This is a genomic window from Enterococcus sp. E4-223 (genome assembly GCF_035727065.1).
In the GTDB taxonomy this organism is placed as follows: domain Bacteria; phylum Bacillota; class Bacilli; order Lactobacillales; family Enterococcaceae; genus Enterococcus_B; species Enterococcus_B faecium.
Genome location: NZ_JAPMLH010000002.1, coordinates 424,817 through 446,932 on the forward strand (window position 1 = coordinate 424,817; position 22,116 = coordinate 446,932).

At 38.8% G+C, this 22,116-nt stretch carries 19 protein-coding genes; 16 read left to right on the forward strand and 3 right to left on the reverse strand.

Going from position 1 to position 22,116, the window contains the following annotated elements; all coding sequences use genetic code 11:
• Nucleotides 1-103 precede the first annotated feature (103 nt).
• Entirely contained in the window at nt 104-661 is a 558-nt protein-coding gene (locus OS139_RS04775) for a hypothetical protein (RefSeq protein WP_002331449.1), read from the forward strand.
• 698 nt (nt 662-1,359) lie between these two features.
• Here the strand turns inward: OS139_RS04775 and OS139_RS04780 are convergent.
• On the reverse strand, nt 1,360-1,881 hold the full coding sequence (locus OS139_RS04780; RefSeq protein ID WP_002331448.1) for a DsbA family protein: 522 nt from the start codon (nt 1,879-1,881) through the stop codon (nt 1,360-1,362).
• Between the two features lie 198 nt (nt 1,882-2,079).
• Here OS139_RS04780 and nifJ point away from each other — a divergent pair, with 198 nt between their 5' ends.
• From nifJ to glmM, 4 genes are all read left to right on the forward strand, one after another.
• Complete coding sequence (nifJ, locus tag OS139_RS04785) at nt 2,080-5,772, forward strand: pyruvate:ferredoxin (flavodoxin) oxidoreductase (RefSeq protein ID WP_002331447.1); 3,693 nt, start codon at nt 2,080-2,082, stop codon at nt 5,770-5,772.
• Nucleotides 5,773-5,960: 188 nt separating this feature from the next.
• Complete coding sequence (gene cdaA / locus OS139_RS04790) at nt 5,961-6,848, forward strand: diadenylate cyclase CdaA (protein WP_002287821.1); 888 nt, start codon at nt 5,961-5,963, stop codon at nt 6,846-6,848.
• A complete protein-coding gene (locus OS139_RS04795) occupies nt 6,845-8,014 on the forward strand; it encodes a CdaR family protein (protein WP_002331446.1) in 1,170 nt (389 codons plus the stop codon). The genes cdaA and OS139_RS04795 overlap by 4 nt, the downstream gene beginning before the upstream one ends.
• Before the next feature lie 23 nt (nt 8,015-8,037).
• Nucleotides 8,038-9,393 carry a phosphoglucosamine mutase gene (gene glmM / locus OS139_RS04800; protein WP_002331445.1) on the forward strand — a complete coding sequence of 452 codons (1,356 nt, stop codon included), beginning with the start codon at nt 8,038-8,040 and terminating at the stop codon, nt 9,391-9,393.
• A gap of 71 nt (nt 9,394-9,464) precedes the next feature.
• Here the strand turns inward: glmM and glmS are convergent, their stop codons facing one another.
• Nucleotides 9,465-11,270: a glutamine--fructose-6-phosphate transaminase (isomerizing) gene (gene glmS, locus OS139_RS04805; RefSeq protein WP_002331444.1), complete on the reverse strand. Its 1,806-nt coding sequence runs from the start codon at nt 11,268-11,270 to the stop codon at nt 9,465-9,467.
• A gap of 408 nt (nt 11,271-11,678) precedes the next feature.
• Between glmS and OS139_RS04810 the strand changes: the two genes are divergently transcribed.
• The 7 genes from OS139_RS04810 (at nt 11,679) to yihA (ending at nt 18,367) form a co-directional block, all read left to right on the forward strand.
• Nucleotides 11,679-11,969 (forward strand): hypothetical protein, encoded by a 291-nt coding sequence (locus tag OS139_RS04810; RefSeq protein ID WP_002287827.1) that lies wholly within the window; start codon nt 11,679-11,681, stop codon nt 11,967-11,969.
• A gap of 12 nt (nt 11,970-11,981) precedes the next feature.
• A complete protein-coding gene (gene sppA, locus OS139_RS04815) occupies nt 11,982-13,007 on the forward strand; it encodes a signal peptide peptidase SppA (RefSeq protein WP_002324980.1) in 1,026 nt (341 codons plus the stop codon).
• Nucleotides 13,008-13,009: 2 nt separating this feature from the next.
• Nucleotides 13,010-13,669, forward strand: coding sequence for an RDD family protein (locus OS139_RS04820; protein ID WP_002294427.1), 660 nt, complete (start codon nt 13,010-13,012; stop codon nt 13,667-13,669).
• Nucleotides 13,670-13,824: 155 nt separating this feature from the next.
• Nucleotides 13,825-14,757 (forward strand): hypothetical protein, encoded by a 933-nt coding sequence (locus OS139_RS04825; protein ID WP_002331442.1) that lies wholly within the window; start codon nt 13,825-13,827, stop codon nt 14,755-14,757.
• Between the two features lie 153 nt (nt 14,758-14,910).
• Nucleotides 14,911-16,200, forward strand: coding sequence for a trigger factor (gene tig, locus OS139_RS04830; protein ID WP_002331441.1), 1,290 nt, complete (start codon nt 14,911-14,913; stop codon nt 16,198-16,200).
• A 246-nt stretch (nt 16,201-16,446) separates the two neighbouring features.
• Entirely contained in the window at nt 16,447-17,697 is a 1,251-nt protein-coding gene (gene clpX, locus OS139_RS04835) for an ATP-dependent Clp protease ATP-binding subunit ClpX (RefSeq protein ID WP_002294425.1), read from the forward strand.
• An 82-nt stretch (nt 17,698-17,779) separates the two neighbouring features.
• Nucleotides 17,780-18,367 carry a ribosome biogenesis GTP-binding protein YihA/YsxC gene (yihA, locus tag OS139_RS04840; RefSeq protein WP_002288491.1) on the forward strand — a complete coding sequence of 196 codons (588 nt, stop codon included), beginning with the start codon at nt 17,780-17,782 and terminating at the stop codon, nt 18,365-18,367.
• Nucleotides 18,368-18,440: 73 nt separating this feature from the next.
• On the opposite strand, the gene OS139_RS04845 is transcribed toward yihA, so the two are convergent.
• Complete coding sequence (locus OS139_RS04845) at nt 18,441-18,596, reverse strand: SPJ_0845 family protein (RefSeq protein ID WP_002288488.1); 156 nt, start codon at nt 18,594-18,596, stop codon at nt 18,441-18,443.
• A gap of 135 nt (nt 18,597-18,731) precedes the next feature.
• On the opposite strand from OS139_RS04845, the gene OS139_RS04850 reads away from it, so the two are divergent.
• The 4 genes from OS139_RS04850 to pfkB all read left to right on the forward strand — a co-directional run bounded on the left by OS139_RS04850 (nt 18,732) and on the right by pfkB (nt 22,100).
• Nucleotides 18,732-20,060, forward strand: a complete 1,329-nt coding sequence (locus OS139_RS04850; RefSeq protein ID WP_325066816.1) for a hypothetical protein — start codon at nt 18,732-18,734, stop codon at nt 20,058-20,060.
• Between the two features lie 10 nt (nt 20,061-20,070).
• On the forward strand, nt 20,071-20,280 hold the full coding sequence (locus tag OS139_RS04855; protein WP_002294422.1) for a hypothetical protein: 210 nt from the start codon (nt 20,071-20,073) through the stop codon (nt 20,278-20,280).
• Between the two features lie 156 nt (nt 20,281-20,436).
• Nucleotides 20,437-21,189 carry a DeoR/GlpR family DNA-binding transcription regulator gene (locus OS139_RS04860; protein WP_033655683.1) on the forward strand — a complete coding sequence of 251 codons (753 nt, stop codon included), beginning with the start codon at nt 20,437-20,439 and terminating at the stop codon, nt 21,187-21,189.
• Nucleotides 21,186-22,100, forward strand: coding sequence for a 1-phosphofructokinase (gene pfkB / locus OS139_RS04865; protein ID WP_002288484.1), 915 nt, complete (start codon nt 21,186-21,188; stop codon nt 22,098-22,100). The genes OS139_RS04860 and pfkB overlap by 4 nt, the downstream gene beginning before the upstream one ends.
• The last annotated feature ends 16 nt before the right edge of the window (nt 22,101-22,116 follow it).

The window sequence follows — 22,116 nt, forward strand, 5'->3', positions numbered from 1 at the left end:
GTAGTAGGAATTCATAGCGAATATTATTACGACCAGTAGATATTTTGATATTAAAGGAGTATTACGAACTAATATGTGAGAATGTAGAGGTGATGTGCGAATAATGAGAAATTTATCAAATAGAAACAAAATATTAATTATTATTGTTGTTATAGCTGTGTTTCATCTGGGAACGAATGCGGTTTTAAGTAGAATAATATTGGGTCCTAAGCCACCAAGACCAGAAATTACCCGAGGGGAGTTTGATTTTAGATTAGAATATGAAGTAGATGGGGAAAGGATTGTGATAGAAGATACAATTGTTGCATTATTTGATGGATTTTCTGCAGATGCAGGTAGCATGGCATGGTATCGCACGTGGCGTCTACATTTAGCAAGTGATAGACGATCACGAAATATCTTATTAGATGAATTAGAGGATGGTCGAAGAATATATTATGTCCCAGAAAGTGCTAACTATTTTATGGGAGATGTACAGAAAGAAAGAGAGCCTAATCCTAATTGGTATCCATTTAATGGCGTAACAATAGAATATCCACGCAATAAAACACCTGAAATAGGTGCAAAATTTATAAGTGGTTTAGAAGATCTGTACGATAGGTTTGGAATCCGTCTTATTAGTTGGGAACACGATCCACCAATAGAAAATCGCTTTGAATAATCGAAATCTACTAATCCATTTCATCAGCCAGTGAATGTTGTAATGGAACAATTTGGTTTAGTGTTCAAAACCATTGAAATACTAGGCTGTGATCAGCAAAAATGAATCTGAATAAAAAAGAGAGCAACTATTAGCTGAGAGGAGTTAATAGTTGTTAGCTTTATACGAATCAAAGTGGCAAATACAGATGCGTATGCATTTGTGTTTGCCATCTTGCGTTTGGTAGACGAGATAGGTATAAGCTAAAGAAACAACTTGTTTAAAATAAACGACCTAGCTCAACAAATGACCATTTAATCAACTAACAGCATACATAAAAGCAACTATTTTTGAAGTAGAATTGAAATCGGGATAACTTAAAAAGTGATTGGGATACTAGTGAGAATCACCGTACATAAATATTACTCGTTAAGGGAAATTGAGAAATTTTGTATGAAAATTTAAGAATTAGTTAGTATGCGCAAGTCAAAAATATGAATAAATTATTTGGTGGAGATAATTTGCTCAGCTTGTCATAAGAAATGAGATAATCTGGCAGATGCAAGCTTTTGGACACCATTTATTCGGAATAAGGAGGCTAGGACAGAAGCGTTTAACTCCAAGAAATAAGAAGGAGTTGCTTCTGCTTCCGCCGTTTATACGTGTTTAGAGCGTGAGACAAAATTGTTCTTTACTTTTGTCTCACGCTCCTTATTTTTTTATTTTGTTTGGATCAATTCTTTTAATTCCTCTATTGAAATAGATTCATCAAAGATTTCTTTACCCAAGATGACAGTCGGAACAAATCGAATATGTGCTTGCTCAGCTTCGTTGATGACAGCTTGGCTCAGCTGTTCGTCTTTTTGTTCTGTCAGCTTTAGTTTATCTACTGCAAAATCCGCTACTTCTTGGAGAGAAAGATGTTTCCACTCGTCTTGAGTATCGAATATTTGTTTGATCTCTTTGATCGCTTTTTGACCATCGCTGATTGTGAGATACCGGTGCATCACGTTTCCTCGCTGCAAGCTTTCTTTTTCTTTATCGAACAATTTGATCACTCGCTGCAATTGCCCGCTTTGGACTGCTTTTTCTAATAGATCATAAGATTCTTCAAACCATTGTCGGCAATACGGACAAGCTAAGTTGATGAATTCGACCATTTTTTTAGGAGCATTCGATGAACCATAAAGGATTCCTTTTTGTGTATTTGTTTTCGTTGCATCAATCACTGATATATCCATGTTAAAACACCTCTTTCGCTTATAGTTTATACATGTCTGACAAAAAAAGGCAACGATTTAGACTGTTTGTCTAAAAATTAGATGACCAATTCAAATAGATATATGTAAAATATTTTTATAAATAAAAGAAAAAAATGGAATGTTTTACGTTATAATGGAACAGATAATAAGAGAGAATATGAACAAGGATGATGAATCATGCGAAAAATGAAAACAATGGATGGCAATACGGCAGCCGCATATATTTCTTATGCATTTACCGAGATTGCTGCAATATATCCAATAACACCCAGTTCGACCATGGCTGAATTAGTAGATCAATGGTCAGCAGCAGGAAAAGAAAATGTATTCGGTCAACCAGTAAAAGTAGTAGAAATGCAATCCGAAGCAGGAGCAGCTGGTGTGGTCCATGGATCATTGAAAACTGGTGCACTGACAACTACATATACCGCTTCACAAGGGCTGCTTTTGATGATACCGAATATGTACAAGATTGCTGGGGAACTACTGCCAAGTGTTTTCCACGTTGCTAGTCGGGCAGTGACGACAAATGCGTTGAATATTTTCGGAGATCACGGAGACGTGATGGCTGCAAGACAAACAGGATTTGCTATGTTAGCTGAAAGCAGTGTACAAGAAGTGATGGATTTAGCACCTGTTGCCCATCTTGCTTCTATTGAAGGAGAAGTCCCTTTTTTGAATTTCTTTGATGGATTCCGTACGAGTCACGAGATTCAAAAAATCGAAGTTTTGGAATATGAAGAATTAGCTCCTCTGATCAATCAGGAGAAATTAGCTTCATTTCGTAAACGAGGGATGAATCCCAATCATCCGACTGTTAGTGGTACGAACCAGAATCCAGACATCCATTTTCAACAACGGGAAACGATCAACCCCTATTATGATAAATTACCTGAAATCGTTCAAAAATATATGAAAAAGATCAACCGATTACGAGGAACTTCTTATGACTTGGTGACTTATTACGGAGCAGACGATGCGGAAGAAGTCATTGTTTCTATGGGATCAGTTGCACAGACGATTGAACAAACGATTGATTACTTGAATGCAAACGGACGGAAAACAGGTTTTTTGAATATCCATCTTTATCGTCCTTTTCCAGTGGAAACATTCGTGCAAAAGTTGCCTCATACAGTAAAAACAATTGCTGTTCTTGATCGAAGTAAAGAACCAGGGGCAGGTGGAGAACCTCTCTTATTAGACGTTCAAAGTGCATTATATGATTCTGAACTTCGCCCGGCTGTTATTGGTGGTCGCTACGGATTGGGGTCTAAAGATGTGACTCCCGACCAAATCTCAGCAGTTTTTGATGAATTGAAAAAAGACCCAAGCATACGCAAAAAACGTTTCACCATAGGGATCGTTGATGATGTGACTTATCAATCTTTGGAACCAAAGGAAAGTCTGGATTTGACAGAACCGCAAACATTCCAGGCCAAGTTTTGGGGGTTTGGATCTGACGGAACAGTCGGAGCAAATAAATCAGCTATCAAGATTATTGGAGATCACACCGATAAATATGCGCAAGGCTATTTTTATTATGATTCGAAAAAATCTGGCGGTCTAACTGTCTCTCATCTTCGTTTTGGAGATACGCCGATACGTTCTGCGTATCTTGTCGAGCATGCGGACCTTGTTGCCTGTCACACACCAGCTTACCTGCATAGCTATGACTTGGTCAAAGGATTGAAGCCAGGTGGCATTTTTTTATTGAATACTCTTTGGAGCGACGAACAATTAGAAACGCATCTGCCCTTAAAATTAAAACGTTACTTGGCTGAAAATAACATTAGATTCTATACGATTAATGCCATGAGATTGGCCCAAGAAGTCGGTTTGGGACGCCGGATCAATACCGCAATGGAAACGGCTTTTTTTAAATTAGCTGACATCATTCCTTTTGATGAGGTGATTCCGCTGCTAAAAGAAGAAGCCCTGAAAAGCTATGGACATAAATCAATGGCTAGCGTAGAAAAAAACATACAAGCAATCGATCGGACGACCGAACTGCTTCATCAAGTCGCGATCCCAGACCATTGGAGAACGTTGGAGATGCCTGAAAAAATCAATAAAAGGAACATTGGTTATGTACAAGAAATACTTGAACCAGTGAATGCACAGAAAGGAAATCAACTCTCTGTTGGTACACTTGTAGCAAATGGAATGACAACTGGCGAAATGCCTTTAGGAACGGCTTCTATGGAAAAGCGGGGCGTCGCTTTAGAAGTACCTGAGTGGATTAGTGATCGCTGTACGATGTGTAATGAATGTGCCTTTGTTTGTCCTCATGCTGCCATCCGTCCATTTTTAGCAGATGAAGAGGAAATGGAAGAAGCGCCAGAAGGATTTATCGTGAGAGAAATGCGAGGCGCAGACGGCGTAAAATACCGTATCCAAGTTTCAGTGGAAGACTGTACAGGTTGTGGTCTGTGTGTAGAGGCTTGTCCCGCAAAAGAAAAAGCTTTAGTGATGAAGCCTTATGAAGAACAGAAAGAACAAGCTGTGAATTGGGCTTTTGCAATGACATTAAGACAAAAAGCAAATCCAGTCAAAGGAAAGAATACTGTCTTGTCTACACAATTCAATCAACCGCTTCTTGAATTCTCGGGCGCTTGCTCAGGCTGTGGCGAAACACCTTATGTAAAATTATTGACACAAATGTTCGGTGATCGAATGATGATCGCGAATGCGACAGGCTGTTCTTCTATTTGGGGCGGTGCTTCTCCTGCTTCTCCTTATACGACAAATGAATGTGGTCAAGGGCCTGCATGGTCAAATTCTTTATTTGAAGATAATGCTGAATTTGGTTATGGTATGCTTCTAGCGGCACAGACTCGTCGCGAGGCTTTGGCAAGTTCAATCAAAGAAGTATTGCCAAAAGTATCAGAAGAACTACGAGAATTGATGGAAGACTGGTTGGTACACATGTTTGAGAGTGAAGGAACGCAGCAAAGAGCAGCAAAACTGCAAGCTGCGATCGAAAGCGAACGATCAATTGTCCCTGAACTGGAGGATATATACAAGAGAAAGGATCTATTCGTAAAAAACAGCCAATGGATGATTGGTGGAGACGGATGGGCTTACGACATTGGTTTTGGCGGGATCGATCATGTACTTGCCAGCGGAGCAGACGTGAATATTCTTGTTTTGGATAACGAAGTCTATTCCAATACTGGCGGTCAAACCTCAAAAGCAACACCAGCTTCGGCAATCGCTAAATTTTCGGCTAGTGGAAAGTATGCTTCAAAGAAAGATCTAGGAATGATGGCGATGACATATGGAAATGTTTATGTGGCGCAAATTGCTTCAGGAGCCAATCAAATGCAGACGATAAAGGCATTTGAAGAAGCAGAAAAGTATCCTGGACCTTCTTTAATCATTGCCTATACGCCTTGTATCACACATGGCTTGCTTGGCGGAATGAAAGAATCGCTTAAAGAAGCAAAAGAAGCTGTTTCTTCTGGTTATTGGTCATTATATCGATATAACCCTGCAATGGTCGAAAAAAACAAGAACCCAATGACTTTGGACTACAAAAAACCTGATTTTTCTACTATGCCTAATTTCATGAGGAAACAAGTTCGTTTTTCCTCGCTAGAAAATGCTAATCCAAGTCTTGCGAAAGCTTTATTTGAAAAGACTGTCAAAGATGCTAAAACTCGTTTTTACAACTATGCTGCACTGACGGGAGAATTAGAAAAAATCAAGAAACGACTTGAACCAGAGGAATCTATCGATGTACCCGTTAAGACTAGAAAAGAAAAAACGACGGACCTTGAAGCAGAAGAAAGAAGAGCTGCTAGAAGAGCTGCCAGAGCAGAACGACGTAAAAAAATGGAACAAGCTACAAAAGAAAAAAAGGAAAAATAACAGAAAAAATATAATGAATAATTCTCTGAAGTTTAAAAATATTTATTGCAGAGAAAAATAAAACGCATACTTGCAATTTTCTTGAAAATTATGCGTTTTTCTCAAGAAAAATACGAGCAGATCAGCCTCTAAAATTAAAACATATGATATACTAGAGAGGAAATCTCAAAAGAGAAGAGAGGCTTTTTATGTCATTTCAAATCGGGGAACTTTTTAATTTGGACTATTGGCAGCAAATGTTTTCCGGTGACTTGTTCTCTCTGAATTTTTTGGTGAACATACTTGATATTCTGGTTGTCTGGTATCTTGTATACAAACTGATCCAACTGCTGCGAGGCACAAAAGCGATTCAGCTTCTGAAAGGTGTAGCTATTTTTATTGTTATCCGAATCGTAGCGGAAATCATTGGTCTGCACACCTTGTCTTGGCTGATGAACCAAGTCATTACGTACGGGGTGATAGCTGCTATCGTGATTTTTCAGCCGGAAATCCGGAGAGGACTGGAACATCTTGGACGCAGTTCGCTTTTCAAACAATCAAAAAGCGAACAGCAGGAAGATGAGAAGATGATCTTGTCTTTTGACAAAGCCATCCAATATATGTCCAAGCGAAAAATCGGTGCGTTGATCACTATCGAACGTCATACTGGATTAGATGAGTATATTGAGACAGGAATTGCATTAGATGCAGATATCACTGGAGAGCTGCTGATCAATATCTTTATTCCTAATACACCGCTGCATGACGGTGCAGTTATTGTAAAAGAAGGAAAGATCGCAGTAGCAAGCGCCTATCTTCCTCTATCAGAAAGTATGTTGATTCCAAAAGAATTCGGGACTCGACACCGGGCAGCTGTCGGTATAAGCGAAGTCAGCGACGCGATTACCATCGTTGTCTCTGAAGAAACTGGGGATGTCAGCATTACATTAGATAATGAACTGATGGCTGGCTTATCCCAGCAAGAATATTTGGCAATTTTGCGTAGAGAACTGATTGCTGAAGAGAAAACAAAAAACAAGAAAAACGTGATTCAATCTTTCCTAGACGGTATGACTAAGGGAGGGGATCGCAAATGATCTCAAAAGAGAAACGGACAAGCATTCTTTACAGTTTTATTGCATTGCTGTTCAGTATTGCGCTGTACTTCAATGCAAATGGCCAGTCCGTTCCAAATACGCTTTCTGGAAATGAAGCGTATAATCAAACAGTTACTGGGGTGCCGATCAAGATTTCTTATGATTCAAAGCGCTACTATATCCATGGATATGAAAATGCAGTGACTGTCAAACTTTCCAGTGCAAACCGAGTTCAGTTGAATGCAGAGGCAAACGAAGATACACGGATGTTCCGCGTCACAGCAGATATCACTAAGCTGGGCGAAGGAACACATGAGGTTCCGCTAAAAATTCAAAATTTGAGCAGTGCTGTCACAGCAAAGATCGAACCATCGACTATTACAGTAACGGTTGAGAAAAAGGTAATAAAAGATTTCGATGTGGAAACGTTGATTCCTTCAACGTTCACACCATCTGGATATGAACTTGATGATACTTCCGTTAGTCCTAAAAAAGTCTCTATCACTACAGGTGACAAAACATTGGCAGAAATCAAACGAGTAGTAGCTGATGTGGACGCTTCGATGGTCACAGATGATGGGATTAATAGTGAGGTCCCAATACAGGCGCTGAATGCAGCAGGGGAAGTATTAAGTATCGTCTCTGATCCAGTGCAAGTAACAGTGAGAGCTGATTCGATCAAGCCAAGCAAGTCGGTACGACTTTATGGGATACAGCAAGGAACACCAGCTGCCGGGGTAGAAAGCTATGATTTCAGTTTTTCAAAACTGGAAGCAGAAGTAAGCGGCTCTAGCGATTTGCTTGCATCGATCGGTGACAGTATTGCTGTACCGATCAATGTCTCAGGTATCAATCATCGAACAACTCGTAAAATTGAAATACCAGTAGAAGAGGGGTTAAGTATCAAGCCCGAATCAGTTAGTGTGGAGATTACACCCGTGTTGCAAACGTCAAGCAGTAGCTCTGCTTCGACGAGCAGTCGGAGACAAGAAAATACAAGTACGAGTAGAAGTATTTCATCTGCTGATTCAGGAACGGAACCATCGACAACAACCATTTCTTCCAGTTCGGAATCTGGGACAAGTAACTCGACCACAAGTACAGAAGAAACATCAGAAACAAGCGAATCAACACAAATGAGCAGAACAAATTCCTCAGAAAATTAAGTTAAAGGAGTAATTTTACAACTATGGGTAAATATTTTGGAACAGACGGCGTACGCGGTGAAGCCAACAAGGAACTTACGCCAGAACTTGCATTTAAGCTGGGACGGTGCGGAGGTTATGTCCTAAGCCAGCATGAAGAAGAAGGAAAACGCCCACGCGTGTTAGTAGGGCGGGATACAAGAATCTCAGGTCAAATGTTAGAAGAAGCGCTGATTTCAGGACTTTTATCGGTGGGTATCGAAGTGTTCCAGCTAGGTGTGATCTCTACACCAGGTGTTGCTTATCTGACACGTTTGCAAAAAGCAAGCGCAGGGGTCATGATTTCTGCTTCTCATAATCCAGCACAAGATAATGGAATCAAATTTTTCGGTGCAGATGGTTTTAAACTAGTAGATGACCAAGAGCTAGAAATTGAAGCATTATTAGATGCTGAAGTGGATGAATTGCCTCGTCCATCAGCTGAAGGATTGGGAACTGTAGAAGAATTTCCAGAAGGCTTATTGAAATATTCTCAATTCCTTGTACAAACGATCAACGGTGACCTTTCCGGTTTGACCATTTGTGTCGATGCAGCAAACGGAGCCACTTCAACAAGTGTTAATCGTTTGTTTGCCGATCTTGAAACAGATTTTTATACCATGGGCACAAATCCAGACGGGTTAAATATCAATGATGGCGTAGGCTCTACCCATCCAGAACGTTTAGCTGAGATGGTCGTTGAAAAAGGAGCAGATGCTGGACTAGCTTTCGATGGAGATGGCGATCGTATTATTGCGGTGGATGAACTTGGAAACATTGTCGACGGTGATAAAATCATGTTTATCTGTGCTAAATACTTGGCAGAAAAAAATCGATTGAAAAAAGATACGATCGTTACGACTGTCATGAGTAACTTAGGATTCCACAAAGCGGTGGAAGGAATCGGTTTGAAAGATGTCGTTACACAAGTTGGTGATCGTTACGTTGTAGAAGAAATGCGCAAAAACGATTATAACTTTGGCGGCGAGCAGTCTGGGCACATGATTTTCTTAGATTTTAACACAACTGGAGATGGGATGCTTTCAGGAATTCAGTTACTGAATATCATGAAACAGACAGGTAAGAAATTATCAGAGCTTGCAGCAGAGGTAACAATCTATCCGCAAAAATTAGTGAATATCCGCGTAAGTGATAAAAACGGTGCGATGGATGTTCCGGCAATCAAAAAAGTGATTGAAGAGGCAGAAGCTGAAATGGGATCAGAAGGAAGAATCCTAGTTCGTCCTTCCGGTACAGAACCATTACTTCGAGTGATGGCAGAAGCGCCTACTGATGAGAAAGTTAATTACTATGTCGATAAAATCGTGGCAGTAGTCAAAGAAGAAATCGGACTGGATTAAGAGATATTTTCATAAAAAATAAAAGAACAAGGACCAGTGTCAGATGTCTGACACTGGTCCTTGTTCTTTTATTATTCTACTGTCACTGATTTCGCTAAATTACGTGGTTTGTCAACGTCGAATCCCCGTAATAGCGTTGCGTAATATGCAAGTAATTGAGTCGGTACGACTGTGGTTAGAGTAGTTAGATAAGGGTGGACAGTTGGTAGCACCAGCTGGTCACTTTCCTTTTCTAATCCCTCTGAGACAATAACTAGTGTTTTAGCGCCACGGCTTTCGACTTCTTTCAGGTTTCCTCGAGTATGCGCACCAGTCACTTCTTCACTGATGATTCCGATCACTGGTGTTCCTTCTTCGATCAAAGCAATCGTTCCATGTTTCAATTCGCCAGCGGCAAAACCTTCTGCCTGGATATAACTGATTTCTTTCAATTTCAAAGCAGCTTCAAGAGAAACGTTGTAGTCAGCGCCACGTCCAATGTAAAAGGCATTTCTTGTATCGCTGAGATATACTTTTGCCAACTCTTCTAAATAATCTTTTTGGGCGATGACCGATTCCATCGCATTAGCAACTAAACTCAATTCATGAGTGATATCGAATACAAGAGAAGTTTCAAATTCTTTTTTATCACCGATAGCTTTGGCTAATAAAGTTAGTACAGCTATTTGTGCAGTATAAGCTTTCGTTGATGCTACTGCGATTTCGGGTCCAGCATGCAATAGCAGTGTAAAGGATGCTTCCCGCGAAAGAGTAGAACCAGCAACATTTGTAATCGTAAGTGAAGGGTAGCCGAGACGGTTGATTTTTACCAGCACTTGGCGGCTATCTGCTGTTTCGCCACTTTGACTCAAGAAAATAAAGAATGGTTTTTTTGAAAGAAGAGGTGTGTTATAGCCAAATTCACTGGCTAAATGAACCTCAACAGGGATCTGTGTCAATTTTTCCAAAGTCTGTTTACCTGCTAACCCCGCATGGTAACTAGTTCCGCAAGCAACGATATAGATTCGATCGCTATCAGACAATGTATCGACCAGCTTTTGATCAAGAGAGACACGATTGTCTTCTGTTACGTATTTTTGAGCGATACGACGCATGATAATAGGCTGTTCGTCGATTTCTTTCAGCATATAAAAAGGATAGGTACCTTTCTCGATATCTGAAGAATCTACTTGTGCTTCGAATGAAGAACGTTCTACGATGTCACCTGCAAAATTTTGAATAATAACTTTTTCTGATGTGACGGTAACCATCTCTTCATCTTCAATCTCAACGAATTCCTTCGTATGAGCAAGCATAGCCATTGCATCGCTGGCAATCACATTGAATCCATCGCCGAGTCCGATTAATAGTGGACTTTTATTTTTAGCGACGTAAATAACATCAGGTGCTGTCCGATCAATCAAAGCGAAAGCGTAAGAACCTTTGATGACCCGCAAAGCTTTTAAAAACGCCTCTTGCGTTGTAGTATCCTTCGCGAAAGTTTCAATTAGATGAGCGATAATCTCAGTATCGGTCTCACCAATAAAGTGGTCATTTGCTAAATAAGCAATTTTAAGTTCTTCAAAGTTTTCGATTACGCCATTGTGAACGAGCACGAAGCGTCCACTTTGGGAAGTATGTGGATGGGCGTTTTCTTCAGAAGGTTGCCCGTGAGTTGCCCAGCGTGTATGACCAATACCTATATTTCCTGTAGTATCAATATTTATTTTGTTTTTCAAATTTTGAATTCTGCCTTGTGCTTTGACCAGATAATCAGTTGTGCCATCTGAGACAAAGATACCAGCTGAATCATAACCACGGTATTCTAATTTTTCTAGACCGTCAATCAATCCTGGTGTTACATTTTTTAATCCAATCATTCCAACAATTCCGCACATAAAAAACATCCTACTTTCTATAATGAATTCGTATGAATGCTTCCAGCTGCAGGAAAATCCTTTTGTTTTATCTTTGCAGACATTTTTTGTGGATTTTCTGTAGAGTGCAGTCCCTAGGGCCATCCGCCGAATCTTTCGATAAACCCTCTCCTCGTCATCTGTTTACACAGACCTGGCGCTATCCTAAAAGGTATAACTATCCCCCTTTTTGTTTTTTATCTGGAAACATTTAAAATCATAACCTTTTGCGAATGTTCTTGTCAACAAAAAAAGAATAAAAAATAAATTGGTATATATCAAATGCTTTGTCAAATGCTCTTTTTATGTCAAAAAATAATGGGTTTTTATCTATCATCTTTTTCAGGAGTTCGGTACAATAGAAAGTAATCGGATAGAGGAGGAGTAAAAATGGATTCAAAAATTGAGATCATGACACTGGGAATGTTAAAAAAACAATTGTCCAAATTCGAAGCATCAGCTGGTGTATCAGATGATACGAAAATATTTTTAGATACTGGTTGGGATAGCATCCAAGAAATCGCACCTGATGCCTTGGAAGTTGCTCAAGCTCGTGAGTTTACGGTAGAAGATGAATTGACAAAAGAGTCGTTTTCCGGGTATGCGCGGGAAGAAAAAGCAGAGCGGTTCGACACTTCTGAGCAGTCAGAAACTGTGATCGTCATAAAAAACTTGTATTAGAAAGGAGAAAGAATGAATAAAAGACGTTGGGCAGCAGTTCTGATTGCTGCAGGATTATTTGTGGTTTCGTTAGTTTCAGCTAGTTTGACTAAGCCTCAGGAAAACGATCAAATTGAGGGATTGAACAGTTGGTTATATGGGGATGAAGAACTAGCTCCAAATGTGTTGGAAGAGGGAGACAGTACGCAAAAAATCGTAAAATTATCAGTAGATGGAACGATTGCTGCGGGAGGGTCTTCAGGTTTATTTGCTTCTGAAGGTTACAATCATAAAAATTTTATGGAACAACTGAAGGCGATTGAAGAAGATCCAACAGTCAAAGGTATCTTTTTAGAAGTAAATTCTCCTGGTGGCGGTGTCTACGAAAGTGCGGAAATCGCTAAGAAATTGGATACGATTCGTAAAGAACATGATATCCCAATGTATGTCAGCATGAAAAACATGGCAGCTAGCGGTGGCTACTATATTTCTGCTCAAGCAGATAAAATCTTTGCAACAGAAGAAACAGTGACCGGCTCAATTGGTGTGATCATGTCAGGATTGAATTATTCAGGACTTCTAGAAAAACTGGGTGTGGAAGATACAACAGTTAAAAGCGGAGCGTTGAAAGACATGGGTTCAGGAACGCGACCAGAGACAAAAGAAGAAGAAGCGGTGCTTCAAGCATATATCGACAGCGCATATAGTCGTTTTGTAGCAATCGTCAGCGAGGGACGGAATAAATCTGAAGAAGAAGTCAAAAAAATTGCTGATGGAAGGATTTATGATGGTGTCCAAGCAAAAGAAGTAGGTTTAGTCGATGAATTGGGATTTCCTGAAGATGCTTTAAAAGCTATGCGAAAGGAACAACAGCTTGAAGATGCGGAACTAGTAGAATATTCTTCCACGCCATCTGGGTTTGCTAGTACATGGTTAGGAAGTAAACTAGCAGAATTCCAGGGATTGAAGCCTTCTGAGACTAGTCAGATCTTATCCGTTCTTGAGAATCTAGGGACAGCGGAATCACCAAAAGCAATGTATTATTACGGAGGTGAGTAAGCATGTCAGAGCTTTCAAATGAAAATAAGGAACAAGAAAAAGATAAGCAACAGCAGCCTGCTGTAGGACCTGACTCCAACTTTTCCCAAAAGGTACTGAGCTCTTTTGAAAGAGAGCCTTTGACGCCCGAAGAAATCAAAAAGAAACAACGTAAATGGAAAAAGTATACGGACACAAGAAATGAACCGCCAAAAGCAAATGATTTTCCTAAGTATTTCTATGCAGGTTTTTTTATCCGAATGTTTGCCTTCTTGGTCGATCTTTTGTGTATCGGAGCTATTACGCGTTTAACACTTGGTATTGCCAAAAATCTAGGTTGGCTTAATTTTTCAGATTCTTATCTGAGTCTCTACGGATTCACAGCCTTACTTATTTATCTAGCGTATTTTATTTTATTGACGAAATTCAATCATGGCCAAACGATTGGGAAAATGATCTTTGGTATTCGAGTCATCAGCTTTGATGAAGAAGAACTTAGCTGGTCAACCGTTTTAGTTAGAGAAGGTGCTTGCCGGTTCATTCTAAAATTTCCTTTGCTAATGTTAGGGTATCTTCCAGCAATCTTTAATCAGAAAAAGCAACATCTGGGCGATTTTTTCACTAATACAAGTGTTGTTACGATCAATCTGATCAAAGCATTCAACCAGGAAGTCAACAGCTGATGAGCAATAAAAAGCAGTAACAGTTGAAAGCACCTTCTAAAGTCAGATCTAAAATCTAGCTTTTAGAGGGTGCTTCAGTTATTTTTAATTGTCATGCTTTTTTTGTTTTGCTACTATTGAACATGAGCTGAACATGAGCAAGAGGAGGACACTGCGTGAAGCCGATTGATTTTCCAGAAAAATATGAGAATTTAATGCGAGTGGCACAACAAGCACTAGCAAACCAGCAATATCAGCAGGCAAAAGAATTATTTCAACGAGCTTACGAGTTGAAAGAAAGCTTTGAGGCTAATAGCCTGCTTGTTTTTTGTCTTTACGAGTTGGACGAGAAAAAAGAAGCATTGAAGCAAGCACTCTTGCATGAAAAACAGTATCTTCAAAATGAGGAGTTTGCTGAATTTTATTTTGACTTGTTAATCAGTACACAAGATTTTTTATATGCTAGAAAATTGATAGCAAGTACAGATTTTTATGAAGCTTTCGAGCAGCGGGTCATTGAAAAAATCCAATTTGCAGAAGAATTATCCGGACAAATGGAGAGGCAGAAGATCAAGGCACTCCACAATAAATCGGAGGAACTTCCTTCGTTGGAACCTGCACGTCAGCTTGCGTCTATTGATGAGATCGAACAGCTTCCTTATCATGAGTTTATCCAAACAGCGAGTAAACTTATTGTATCGCCAGAGGTCCATATTTTAGCAAGGGCAAAATTACTGGAGACACTTAGGCAATTGAACGAATGCCATCCTGTTTTCTATTTGACGATTGAAGAAAAGTTAGTCAAAGTCATACCAAAAGATCTGCCAAAGCCGCAGCAGCAGGCAAGTTACCAGCAATTATGTGTATTTTCAGATCGTTACGATAATGAAGATGCGCTGCTTAGTTCCGTGTTAAAAGAAGAATTCACGTTGCAATCTGCAATTGTTTATCCTGTCTATGATACATACATCGAAGACCCGAAGCGCTGGTTTCAACTGACTGTAGAGGCGTGTACAGGAAAAACGATGTATGAAGGTACAGAAGATGAAAAACAAGATTTTTTAAAAAAAAGAGAAAAAATTTTGCAGCAAATGATCTTCTTCCATTAGATTTTATCAGTGAAAAAGATAAAAATGTTATGAAAAACAAGGATTCTATCCATTCAATATGTTTACAATTTGAAAGGGTTAGTGTACTATTTAAAGGTATGCATGAAACGTTTTTGATGTATAAAATGAATTTCTAAACTCGGAGGGAATTAAATGACTGCAACATTTGAAAAAAAAGGCACGAATGATGGTGTTTTAAAATTTACGATTGCGCAAGACGAAATCCAAAAAGGATTAACAACTGCGTTTAATAAAGTGAAAAAAAGCTTGAACGTACCTGGATTCCGTAAAGGGAAAGTTTCTCGTCAAGTATTCAACCGTATGTACGGTGAAGAAGCTTTATATGAAGATGCATTGAATGCTGTATTACCAGAAGCTTATGAAGCTGCTGTCAAAGAAGCTGGCATCGATCCTGTTTCTCAACCAAAAATCGATGTTGAAAGCATGGAAAAAGGTCAAGACTGGGTAATCACTGCTGAAGTAACAGTGAAACCAGAAGTAAAATTAGGACAATATAAAGATCTAGTTGTTGAAAAACAAGACCGTGAAGTAACAGATGCTGACGTGGATGCACGTATCAAACGTGAACAAGAAGCACAAGCTGAATTAGTTATCAAAGAAGATGCTGCAGCTGAAAATGGCGATACAGTAGTAATCGACTTCGAAGGCTTTGTAGATGGCGAAGCGTTTGATGGCGGAAAAGGCGAAAATTACTCACTTGAATTAGGTTCAGGCTCATTCATTCCAGGTTTTGAAGATCAATTAGTTGGTCATAAATCAGGTGAAAGTCTAGATGTAAATGTAACTTTCCCAGAAGATTATCAAGCAGAAGATCTTGCTGGAAAAGAAGCAGTCTTCAAAGTGACAATCCATGAAGTAAAAGCAAAAGAAGTGCCTGAATTAGATGACGAATTCGCAAAAGATGTTGATGACGAAGTATCAACATTAGACGAATTGAAAGAAAAATATCGCAAAGAATTAGTAGAAACAAAAGAAAAAGCAGCGGACGATGCAAAAGATGAAGCAGCGATCCGTATGGCTGTTGAAAACGCAGAAATCGTTGAATTGCCACACGTGATGGTTCATGATGAAGTACATCGTTCAATGGACGAATTCTTGAACAACATGCAACGTCAAGGTATCTCTCCTGAAATGTACTATCAATTAACTGGTTCTACAGAAGAAGACTTGCATAAACAATTCGAAGGTGAAGCAGAAATGCGCACAAGAACAAATCTTGTGATCGAAGCAATTGCAGCTGCTGAAAATCTTCAAGCAACAGAAGAAGAAATCAATGCAGAAATCCAAGAATTATCAGAAACATACAACATGCCAATCGAACAAATCAAACGCGTGTTGACAGAAGATATGCTGGAACATGATGTGACAATGAAAAAAGCAATCGAATTGGTCACAGGTACAGCGACAGAAGCGAAAGAATAGAAATCAAGTAATAAATCATTTCTGAAGAAGCTACTTCTAGAAAATTGTTTATTCGAAATAAGGGACTGTGACACGATTTTGTCACAGTTCCTTATTTTTTGTTAAGAGTAAAAAATGCAAAGGTATAGGTCAGTTGATCCTTTGTTAAACACTTTTTCTTTTTACTAAACTATGTTATGATAGTAAAAGACTGTAAAGTCTTTGATAGTTTCTTGCATACTTTTTGCAAGTTAAGGGGTGAAGACCATGTATGACAATCCAAGTAGCAATGAGACCGTACGCTGTTCTTTTTGCGGGAAAACCCAAGAAGAAGTGAAAAAGATCGTAGCTGGTCCAGGGGTCTACATCTGTAATGAATGTATCGACCTATGTAAAGAAATCATTGATGAAGAATTTTATGAAGAAGCTGTACGCGAATTCACTGAAGTCCCTAAACCACTAGAAATTCTTGAAGTATTGAATAACTACGTGATTGGACAAGATCGCGCAAAACGCTCGTTAGCTGTTGCCGTATACAATCACTATAAACGTGTCAATCAGCAAGCACAAGAAAACACAGATGATGTTGAACTGCAAAAAAGCAATATCTGCTTGATCGGACCTACAGGGTCTGGTAAAACATTTTTAGCACAAACATTAGCAAAAACATTGAATGTACCTTTTGCAATCGCAGATGCGACAAGTTTGACAGAAGCTGGTTATGTGGGGGAAGATGTAGAAAACATTTTGCTTAAATTGCTTCAATCTGCTGATTACAATGTGGAACGTGCAGAAAAAGGGATCATCTATATTGATGAGATCGATAAAATTGCGCGTAAAAGCGAAAATGTATCTATTACTCGTGACGTTTCCGGCGAAGGTGTCCAACAAGCCTTGCTGAAAATTCTAGAAGGAACTGTTGCAAGCGTGCCACCTCAGGGAGGACGTAAACATCCACATCAAGAATTTATTCAGATTGATACGACGAACATATTGTTCATCGTAGGTGGTGCATTTGATGGCATCGAAACGATTGTGAAGAATCGTATGGGCGAAAAGACGATTGGATTTGGTACACAAAACCAAAAACTTTCTGAAGACGAAAGTGTCATGCAGCATATCATTCCTGAAGATTTACTAAAATTCGGATTGATCCCTGAGTTTATCGGACGATTACCTGTTATGGCAGCTTTAGAGAAATTGACAACAGATGATCTGGTACGGATCTTGACTGAGCCGAAAAATGCGCTAGTCAAACAATATCAAAAACTTCTTTCTCTAGATAATACCGAACTTGAATTCGAACCTGAAGCGTTGAGAGCCATTGCGAAAAAAGCAATCGAACGCAATACCGGTGCTCGAGGACTTCGTTCCATCATTGAAGAAATCATGATGGATGTGATGTTTGATATCCCTTCAAATGAAAACATCGAAAAAGTGATTATCACAAAAGAAGCAGCTGAATTGTCTGGTGAGCCAACAGTAATCTATAAAGATTCAGAGAAAAAAGCGGGTTGATGAAAAGAGGCTGCCGTAAAAGTCATTTTGGCTTTTGCGACAGCCGCTTGCTTTATTCATCACCTTGTTAAGGAGAGAGACCATGAAAGTCCATCAAGCTGAAATTATCATAAGTGCAGTGGCACCAAAACAATATCCAGATACACAATTGCCAGAAATAGCTCTGGCAGGACGATCAAATGTAGGGAAATCTTCTTTTATCAACACATTGATTGATCGAAAGAATTTAGCCCGTACTTCCGGTAAGCCAGGAAAGACCCAGACATTGAATTTTTATTTGATCGAGAACGCATTACATTTTGTCGATGTTCCGGGATATGGGTATGCAAAAGTATCCAAAACTGAGCGAGCAAAATGGGGAAAGATGATCGAGACATATTTAACGACTAGAGACCAGCTACGTGCGGTCGTTTCTTTAGTAGATTTGCGTCATAAGCCTTCTCAAGAAGATATCCAGATGTATCAATTTTTGAAGTATTATGATATCCCTGTAATTGTTGTTGCCACTAAGGCAGATAAGATCCCTCGTGGTAAATGGAACAAGCATGAGAGCGAAATCAAAAAAGCGTTGGATTTTGATCGCAATGACACGTTTATTCTCTTTTCTTCCGTTACAAAACAGGGAAAAGAAGAAGCGTGGGCAGCAATCGAACAAGCAATTGAATCATAAAAAGAATAAAAAAGACTTACCAGTCAAACTCTTTCATAAAAGTTTGGCTGGTAAGTCTTTTTTTGAGCTTAACTTACTTTTGTTTCTTGTCTTTTTTCTTTTCATTTTGTGGCTGTGGTTTTAGAAATCGATCGATCTCTTCTTTTGGTGCAACTGTTTTTTCCGGATCGACAGCAAATGATTCGAAAAGTTTATCTAAATTATCTGTACGTTCAAATTTCAACCCCATTGTAAACACCTCTTTGCTTCTTTTTACTTAGTCTATCATGTAATCGTCCAAATTGGTTTCTAAGACATAAAGTTTTAGTTTTTTTTTATCATTGGTTATAATTAAATTATAAAAAGATTTGAAAGAGGTGAGAAAATGATTGGCGAAGATAAATTATTGATGACTATCCAGCTCACAGACTTAAATGAAGAAGAAAAAAAACAGGAAATAAGCGATTGGGCTATTTTGACACGTCTGTTGATCCAGCCAACATTTATCCGCTCTTTCACACAACAAGCGGATCCGTATGATCTTCGAAAGCTTCAAGAAAAAATAATGCTAGCATCGGTAAGAGACGAAAGTTGGTTAGTTGTAGGAAATGACGAGAACGAATGTAGTTTTCGCTTGGAAGATAATCAATTATTGATAAAAAATGTATTGTCTATCTCTGTTTTCAAAGAAAAGCAATTTTTGATTCGAGACTTCATTCAGAAAAAAATGATTGCTCATGGGGTGTTCGCCTATATGCGAGCTTATAGCGAGTTTATCTATCACAATACAAAACAGATCTCTCAACGGCTATTGTTTGAGAAAAAGGATGAAATCGAACATTTACCTAAAATGAAACAACAAAACGGGGAAGTAGTAGTCGATTGCAACCAATTTCCAGGATACGATCTTTTTTACCAAGGTTTATGTTTCACTTCGTGTTGGGAAATGTATTATAGTCGCTATTATCATCAAATCATCCCTAAACCGATTTTTCTCGACATCCAACAAGTAGAAAAAGTGAAGGAATTAGAAAACGAAGTCATATGTATCCAGCTTTATCGAGACCCCTTTAACTGGCAAAAGCCAAACAATCAAATGTTTCAATCCTATTTTAGGGACCAGCTTGGGTTTGATCATCTTGCTTGGGACAATGGTGTCGGTTTATTGAAACCGCCATTCGTTGAATACATTTACACTGACCATACGATCCAATCTGTCCAGTATCAGAATGCACAAATGCAACCTGTTCCTAAAAAGAATGCTTCATTTTTTGTAACAAAAAGTTATGATATTCAACAAGGAGATTATAAAGAAAGGCGTGTTCGCGGAACACTAAATGCTCAGGCGTATTTTCCTTGGGTTGACGAGAATCGCTCGCGCATGATGTGCTATAAAATTATCGATCCGACTGTTGCTTTGGATAATGGAATCGAAGCTTATTGTTATTATATTAGGGAATATCTAGAAGTAGAGGTAACAGATGAAAAATATCAAGAGTATCTTTTATCCTTAAGAATCTATGTTCCTTCAGAATCCCTGTCAGAATTACCGTTAAAGGAAATCAAACATAGACTCTCTGATGTTACCTTCAAACGAATAAAGAAAAAGCGGCGAAGTATCCAATTCGATGTCAAGAAAGGTGAGCAGCATCTGCGTGTGCAATTTTTAGATTACCGAGAATTAGAACAATTGATTACTTTACAAAAAATATGAGGTGAAGAAAATGGATAAACAACTCTATTATCGAATAATGGTTCCGGCATCATTATTATCCGTCTGTCTCTTTTTTGTTCCTAATTTTCCTATTCGATCAGTCATCGGTTTTTTGGTCATGTTTGGCGGGATGGGACTTTATTATTATCTTCTTCATAAGGAAAGAAAACCTGCTTCTGTTTATATGAAAAAAACAAGAAGCGAAAATAAAAAACGATAAAACGGCTTGATGATAGACAAAAAAATAAAAAACCAGTCTTTTTGACTGGTTTTTTATTTTTTTGACTGATTTATAATTTTTATGAACGTTTTTGACTGATTTATATTGCGAGTAGAAAAAAAATATGCTATTATTTGTATTGAGGTGATCGTGAAAATGCTTACAGAGGAACGCAGACAAAAAATCCTAGACTTGCTTGAACAGCAGAAAATCGTGAAATCACAAGATCTTGTAAACCTTTTGAATGCTTCTGAATCAACGATAAGACGTGATTTACAAGAGCTGGAGAATAGTGGGTTTCTAGAAAGAGTTCATGGCGGAGCTAAGAAAGAGCAATTATTGAATTTTGAGCAGAATATGAGTGAAAAATCACTCAAAAACGTTCACGAAAAACAGCAAATCGCCAAATCGGCAGCTGAAACCATTAATGACGAAGATGTCATTTATTTAGACGCTGGCTCTACTACGTTAGAAATGATTCCTTTTCTGCAAGGAAAACAGATCACAGTAGTGACAAATTCCGTTCAACATGCGGCAAATTTAGTTGATTTGGAGCTTGCTACCATTATTTTAGGTGGAACGATAAAGCTGGCAACTAATGCTGTTTTAGGATCTAATGCGATAGAACAACTAAAAAATTTTCATTTTAATAAAGCATTTATGGGAATGAACGGTGCCCATCTTGAACAAGGATTCACGACTCCGGATCCAGAAGAGGCAGCTGTTAAACGTTTAGCCATGAAAAATTCCGAAGAGACATTTGTATTGATTGATCATACCAAATTCAACCAGTTGTCCTTCACCTCTGTTGGACCTTTGGAAGCAGCCACGATCATAACCGAGCGTTGTCCATTAGAATTCGTTAATGAATTCCGTGAAAAGACAACAATTAAGGAGGCAATACAATGATTTACACAGTAACACTTAATCCATCAATTGATTATATCGTACGCGTAGATGGGTTAAAACTAGGCGATTTGAACCGAATGAAGGAAGACTTCAAGTTACCTGGAGGAAAAGGGATCAATGTTTCCCGTATTTTGAAACGGATCGATTCTCAATCTACAGCACTAGGGTTTTTAGGAGGGTTCACTGGCGAATTTATTTCGAAGTGGCTTGAAAAAGAACAAATCCAGTCTTTGTTCACAACCGTAAAAGAAGATACAAGAATCAATATCAAACTAAAATCAGACACTGAAACTGAGATCAATGGCTTAGGCCCATCTATTTCAGATGAAGAAATCGATGAGTTGAAGCAAGCATTAGGAACAGTAGGACAAGGAGATATCGTCGTATTGTCAGGAAGCGCGCCAGCTAGCCTGCGAAAAGGATTTTATCAAGAACTGATTGATATCATTCGAGAAAAAGGTGCAGATTTCGTGATTGATACAACAGGTGATGACCTAAAAAATGCACTTGTTAAGAAACCGTTGTTGATCAAACCAAACAATCATGAATTAGCTGAGCTTTACAACACAACCTTCCAATCTGTAGAAGAAATCATTCCGTATGGGAAAAAATTACTAGCTGAAGGGGCACAGAATGTGCTGATCTCAATGGCTGGAGACGGTGCTTTGCTCTTCACGGAACAAGGAACTTATAAAACGAATGTATTAGTTCGCCCATTGAAAAATTCAGTAGGTGCAGGGGATTCAATGATTGCCGGCTTTATTGGGGCTTACAGCCGTACGAAAGATCCAATCGAAGCCTTTAAATGGGGAGTTGCTTGCGGAAGCGCAACAGCTTTTTCTGATGACTTGGCAGCTCGCGAATTGATTGATGAGTTGCTGCCAGAAGTTGAAATCACAAAAATTGATTAGTTTCAAGGAGGATAAT